We start from the raw sequence: 4,723 nt of genomic DNA on the forward strand, positions 1-4,723 counted from the left end.
GAGGGTGAGAGATTAGATTTTGGCTCCGACCTAAGTTTCTTGAGATAATCGTCTTCTGCCATTAATTCCTTTATCGCCTCTTCGCTGCCATCAATTTTATTTAATATATCCTTAAGGTGCAAGGAAATGTAATCTATTCTTTCTCTTCCAATTCTAATTTCGTCTGAAGCAGATTTCAATTCTTCGTGCATCCTATCTGCTTCGGAGATTTTTTCTTTCACCTCTATTATGTTTTTTCTTGTTCTTCTAGCATCAAGGGATAGAAGGAAAATTGCCCCAATCGAAAGAACTGCCCCCACTATATTTACGCCTGTAACCAAATTTTTTACATCCTCGGAGCCAATAACCAAGGATAGTATGTAAATAAATAGCGGTGCCAAAATGGTATTTACAGTGTATCCTACAACTAATATTATGAAACAAACGCCAATTATAGAAAGAAAAATTGACGTAATTCTCTTTCCAAAATATTCTTCGAACTTTTTAATAACGTCGCCAAATCCGAGGTTTACCATTAAGGCCCGCCAAGCGTCATATGCGTATTGAAAAGCAAGGCTAACCGTCAGTCGCGTATCTGTAAATTCCATTAAGCTTCTCTCGACTTTCCCGCCTCATTCTGCTTATGTTCTCCTATGAGCGCGAACTCGCGTTCTGGGGCGTGAGAACCCCTTACTGAGCGGCACCAGTGCTGCCGAAATCCGCACTCTCCGATCAATGGTCGGGGAGGCGTCAGCGCATGTCCAAGGTTCCCAAGAGCCCAAAGGCTGTCGCGGTCTTCTCAGTAAGGCTTCTCAACTCCCCGATTTTGGTCAGGAGGATTGAGAGATTATGAGACATTGTATTTTATTGGCCGCAACACTCACTTTTGCCATCACAGGCCCAAGTGCCGCCAATCCCTTGGTGATGGAATATCTTGCTCGTGATCCTGCCGTCCTAACGTGTGCCGCCGTTGCATTGCCTACCGACACAATTGATCAAATTACTGACATAAAACTGGTCAGAAACTTTGTGACCATTGAGTATGTGAGTAACGGCAGGGGTGATGCGGCATCGTGCTATTTCGAAAAGTCTAGCCAAGGCTTCTTCGAAATATCCTATGACGAACACTTAAAGGCAGCGAAAGAAAATGAAGTTGGCCTATTGCTAAACATCTCCGAGGTAACTCGGACGGTGAATAGATACAAATCTCTAGCTAGGCCATTGCCGTTTTATCCCATTTCATCGTCTGAGACGATGCTGGGGGATGTGAGGCGATGAAAAAACTTCTTGCTGCTTCGGCTCTTGCAGTCTGCCTATCCGTACCCGCCCAAGCCGCCGTCGAAAGCCAAGCCGTCTCCATGTCTTTCGAGGCTTGTCTCGGCAAAATCAGGAGTACAGCGGCTCAACTCGGCCAAGCGCCAATCAACATCGCAGAAACAAACGAATTGCGTATGGTAAAATTTCTGACCTCCGATGGGTCGGTCATGATCACATGTTCACGGCCTGATGGGCGCATGATCGTGACAAAAAGCGATTGAGCCAATATCCACAAATTGCGTTGCCCTGACTCACACTACGGGGCGCTTTGGTGCTCTGTAGACTTACCGCTCGCAAAACCAAATCTTCCCAATGTCCGGAGGATCGGTTTTAATCACTTGCTCACGGCATGATAAACGCATGATTGTAGCTAAGAATGTTGACGGGAGATAATAATGGAAGTGGATCGTTCGAACCTAGAAGCTACTGGAGAGGGCTCTTTGTATGCTGAAGGGAGCAAAGCCAATCCCATATCTGTCTCATATGTTCTGCATATTCGCCCTTCCACTCTGTACCGTCGCGGGAAGTGGCTAGAAGCTGAGATTCAGCTTCATGATCCAGCTGATTTTGACCAATGCCTTCAATTGGAAAGTCCAACTTTGCTGGATTTGGGTAATGGCAATAATTCTTATGTTGAAATTTCATTTAATGAATTAATTCCCCTAAGCGATAAACTCCATATTCACTGGAGAAGGCCGGAAGAATAGCACAAATAAACTAAAAAGTCAAGTAAATTCTCAATATTACTTGACTTTTCTTATCTTCCAGAGCAATATGCCCTGTTTTTCCGCTTCCGACTGCAAAAAGCCATCGGAACGCATCGACCTTAGCGCAGCGCCGACGCGCTTTTTAAGGTCGGCAAGATACTTTTTGTCGTTTGCATCCTCGCCTCGCAATCCGACAATCTCATGCGCAATTTCCATGGCTGACATTGGTTCTGTCGCCTGCTTCAAGATTGCAATGATAGATCGAGTCAATTCATTACGAGCGAAGACGATAGTGCGCTTAACTGGCGGGGTGTCGGCGGCTAAATCGCCTTCATAGCCGCAGATGGATAGGGCCCGATCCACGGCACCTATATCATTATGAATTTCAGCCAGCTTTTGCCGAAGTTTCTCCGCCTCTCCAAAAAGTTCGGATCGCTTTGTGAGCAGGCCGGAAATGGTGTGTTCAAAGGCTTCGGTGCGGGCGCGTTGCATGCATGAATGGCTCTTGGCAACGGTTGGGTCTGCCAGTATACCATAGCTAATTAATTGAATTTATTATGTTTTTGGTGTGTTTGCTACATAGGGGCGCCTTCTCGCCTCAAATCGCTCCACTGGAGCGATTTGCCCTGCAGGACGGCTCGAAGTGTCGTCATTCCGTCATGCGGGGTGCATAGGTCCCGGTTGGAAAAGCGGATCGGTGGGGGTGGCATGGGCGGCACGGGGACGGTGTTCAGGGCCTTTCTGAAGCTGGGGCTGACCGCCTTTGGCGGGCCGGTGGCGCATCTGGGCTATTTCCGCACCGAATTCGTCCAGCGCCGGGGCTGGCTGAGCGAGGCCGATTATGCCGATCTGGTGGCGCTATGCCAGTTTCTACCCGGCCCTGCATCGAGCCAGGTGGGGTTCGCCATCGGGCTGTGGCGGGCCGGATGGACCGGCGCGCTGGCGGCCTGGGCCGGGTTTACCCTGCCATCGGCATTGCTGCTGCTGGCCTTTGCGCTGCTGCGGCCGGTGCTCGACGGCCCCCTGGCGGATGGCGTGGTGCATGGGCTGAAGCTGGTGGCCGTGGCGGTGGTGGCGCAGGCGGTTTGGGGCATGGCGCCCAGCCTCGCGCCCGACCGACAACGGGCCGGTATTGCCGTGCTGGCGGCCGCCGCCTGCCTGCTGCTGGCCGGAGCGGGTGGGCAGATGCTCGCCATCGCCGGCGGAGGCGGGCTGGGACTGGCGCTATGCCGGACGGGCAACGCCCCGGGGGCAATGCAGATGCGGTTCAATGTGAGCCGAACCACGGGGCTGCTCTGCCTTGGCGGGTTTGCGCTGCTGCTGGCCGGCCTGCCCATGCTGGCCGCCTTGGCCAATAATCAGGCCCTGTCGCTGTTCGATGGGTTTTACCGGGCGGGGGCGCTGGTCTTTGGCGGTGGCCATGTGGTGCTGCCGCTGCTGGATGCAGAAACCGTGGCGCGCGGCTGGGTCGACGAGGCCGGATTTCTGGCCGGCTATGGCGCCGCGCAAGCGGTACCGGGTCCGCTCTTCACCTTCGCCGCCTATCTGGGCGCCATCGGCCAGACGCCGCCCAATGGGGCGGTGGGCGCGGCCATCGCGCTGGCGGCGATCTTCCTGCCCGGCATGTTGCTGCTGGTGGGCGTGCTGCCCTTCTGGAACGGGCTCCGCCGTCGGCTCTGGGGGCAGGCGGCCCTGCGCGGCGTCAATGCCGCCGTTGTCGGCATTTTGGGCGCGGCGCTTTACGATCCGGTGTTCACCAGCGCGGTACGGGGACCACTCGATCTGGTGCTGGCCGTGGCGGGCTTCGTGGCGCTGGTCAACTGGAAGCTGCCGCCCTGGGCAGTGGTGGTGGCGCTGGCGGGCCTGGGGGCTATTCTGGCGCGAGCAGGGCTCTAAGTGTTAGTTTTATCGCGTTTCCGAACCGGAAAACCGGTATCCACTTTTCCTGGAAACGCCCCAGGCGCCCGGCTCAGGCCGGGGCGCAAACGCCGCGCAGCCGCGCCAGCACCTTGGGGGCGAAGTCGGCCAGGGCGGCGGTGTCGCGCCATTGGGCGGCATGGACTTCATCGAGCTGTGGGGTGAGCGGCCGGGCGGGGTCGGCCAGGAACAGATATTGCAAATCGTGATGGATATGGGGCGGCTCGTTTCGCGCCGGCTTGCCGGGAACGTCGTGGCTGTCGATGACGAAGGGCAGATCGCTCCCCTCGTGCCAGGGATGCAGGACAAGCCCGGCGAGGCCGGTTTCCTCCACCGCCTCGCGCATGGCCGAGAGATGGAACAAGAGCGCGGGCTCGTAATGACCGCCGGGCTGGAGCCAGCGGCCGATGGTGACATGATCGATGAGCAGCACCTGGGCATGATCGGGGGAAAGCACCACCGCGCTGGTGGTGAGATGGCCGGGCAGGGTGGTGCGCAGGTCCAGCCGGTGGCCCTGCTCCATCTGCCAGCACAACAGGGAAAGATATTCGCCGGGCGCGGCGGTTTCGTCCAGATAGCGGCTGACGATGTGGGCGAGGGCGGCGGGGAAGGTGTCCGGGGTCATGGGGCAGTGATGCCGGGATTCGCGGGGGGCGTCACCATTGGGCTTGTTGCGCGGGGGGACTTCCCTGACAGTGTGGCTCTCCACACCCCCTCCCAGCCTCCCCCATCAAGGGGGAGGTGTTGCTCCGCGTTTTTGGCACCATGTTGCCCCACCCACCGCGGGGCACCTCCCCCTTGAT

Annotated in this window: 7 protein-coding genes; 4 read left to right on the forward strand and 3 right to left on the reverse strand. The window is 56.0% G+C overall.

Annotation, left to right across the window (positions count from 1 at the left end):
* Positions 1–587 (reverse strand): hypothetical protein (locus VDP82_RS14075; protein ID WP_323015479.1); only part of this gene is annotated, 587 nt, incomplete at its 3' end.
* Positions 588–828: 241 nt separating this feature from the next.
* On the opposite strand from VDP82_RS14075, the gene VDP82_RS14080 reads away from it, so the two are divergent.
* From VDP82_RS14080 to VDP82_RS14090, 3 genes are all read left to right on the forward strand, one after another.
* On the forward strand, positions 829–1,257 hold the full coding sequence (locus VDP82_RS14080; RefSeq protein ID WP_323015480.1) for a hypothetical protein: 429 nt from the start codon (positions 829–831) through the stop codon (positions 1,255–1,257).
* The gene (locus VDP82_RS14085) at positions 1,254–1,517 is read left to right on the forward strand and encodes a hypothetical protein (RefSeq protein WP_323015481.1); all 264 of its coding nucleotides are present in this window, start codon (positions 1,254–1,256) and stop codon (positions 1,515–1,517) included. The genes VDP82_RS14080 and VDP82_RS14085 overlap by 4 nt, the downstream gene beginning before the upstream one ends.
* 174 nt (positions 1,518–1,691) lie before the next feature.
* Positions 1,692–2,003 (forward strand): hypothetical protein, encoded by a 312-nt coding sequence (locus tag VDP82_RS14090; protein WP_323015482.1) that lies wholly within the window; start codon positions 1,692–1,694, stop codon positions 2,001–2,003.
* A 36-nt stretch (positions 2,004–2,039) separates the two neighbouring features.
* Here VDP82_RS14090 and VDP82_RS14095 read toward each other — a convergent pair whose 3' ends face one another.
* On the reverse strand, positions 2,040–2,495 hold the full coding sequence (locus VDP82_RS14095) for a hypothetical protein (protein WP_323015483.1): 456 nt from the start codon (positions 2,493–2,495) through the stop codon (positions 2,040–2,042).
* A gap of 216 nt (positions 2,496–2,711) precedes the next feature.
* On the opposite strand from VDP82_RS14095, the gene chrA reads away from it, so the two are divergent.
* Positions 2,712–3,899 (forward strand): chromate efflux transporter, encoded by a 1,188-nt coding sequence (gene chrA, locus VDP82_RS14100; RefSeq protein WP_323015484.1) that lies wholly within the window; start codon positions 2,712–2,714, stop codon positions 3,897–3,899.
* Between the two features lie 73 nt (positions 3,900–3,972).
* On the opposite strand, the gene VDP82_RS14105 is transcribed toward chrA, so the two are convergent.
* Entirely contained in the window at positions 3,973–4,545 is a 573-nt protein-coding gene (locus VDP82_RS14105) for an NUDIX hydrolase (protein WP_323015485.1), read from the reverse strand.
* Positions 4,546–4,723: the final 178 nt, after the last annotated feature.

Source organism: Devosia sp. (genome assembly GCF_034675085.1).
Classification (GTDB): domain Bacteria; phylum Pseudomonadota; class Alphaproteobacteria; order Rhizobiales; family Devosiaceae; genus Devosia.

Excerpts from the sequence above, each read along its gene's own strand:
- VDP82_RS14105 (WP_323015485.1), bottom strand. The coding sequence starts at position 4,545 with ATGACCCCGGACACCTTCCCCGCCGCCCTCGCCCACATCGTCAGCCGC.
- VDP82_RS14080 (WP_323015480.1), top strand. The coding sequence starts at position 829 with ATGAGACATTGTATTTTATTGGCCGCAACACTCACTTTTGCCATCACA.
- VDP82_RS14090 (WP_323015482.1), top strand. The coding sequence starts at position 1,692 with ATGGAAGTGGATCGTTCGAACCTAGAAGCTACTGGAGAGGGCTCTTTG.
- VDP82_RS14095 (WP_323015483.1), bottom strand. The coding sequence starts at position 2,495 with ATGCAACGCGCCCGCACCGAAGCCTTTGAACACACCATTTCCGGCCTG.
- VDP82_RS14085 (WP_323015481.1), top strand. The coding sequence starts at position 1,254 with ATGAAAAAACTTCTTGCTGCTTCGGCTCTTGCAGTCTGCCTATCCGTA.
- chrA (WP_323015484.1), top strand. The coding sequence starts at position 2,712 with ATGGGCGGCACGGGGACGGTGTTCAGGGCCTTTCTGAAGCTGGGGCTG.